1 pseudogene is annotated in these 235 nt (G+C 63.0%); it reads right to left on the bottom strand.

The features are described from left to right. Nucleotides 1-235: pseudogene (locus tag AC3XQU_RS24945) on the bottom strand (NmrA family transcriptional regulator); the annotation flags it as partial.

A 235-nucleotide genomic window follows, 5' to 3' on the forward strand; every position in this document is an offset into this window, starting at 1 on the left:
GTCAGTCAGGGTTGCGTTGCGCCCGTCGAGGATCAGAGTGAATAGGTCAACAAAATCCCGAGGCAACCCTTCCTTGGCCAGGATGGCTTCATACTGCGCCGCCGTCACCGGGCTATAGACCACGTCACGGCCGGTTGCGGCGCTGATCTCCCGGGCAACCTCATGGAATCCCACGAGCCGGGGCCCGGAGAGTTCGTAAACCTGGCCGTCGTGGCCGGGTTGAGTCAGGGCTGCT

It is taken from the genome of Telluria sp. AZSoR62, assembly GCF_058111565.1.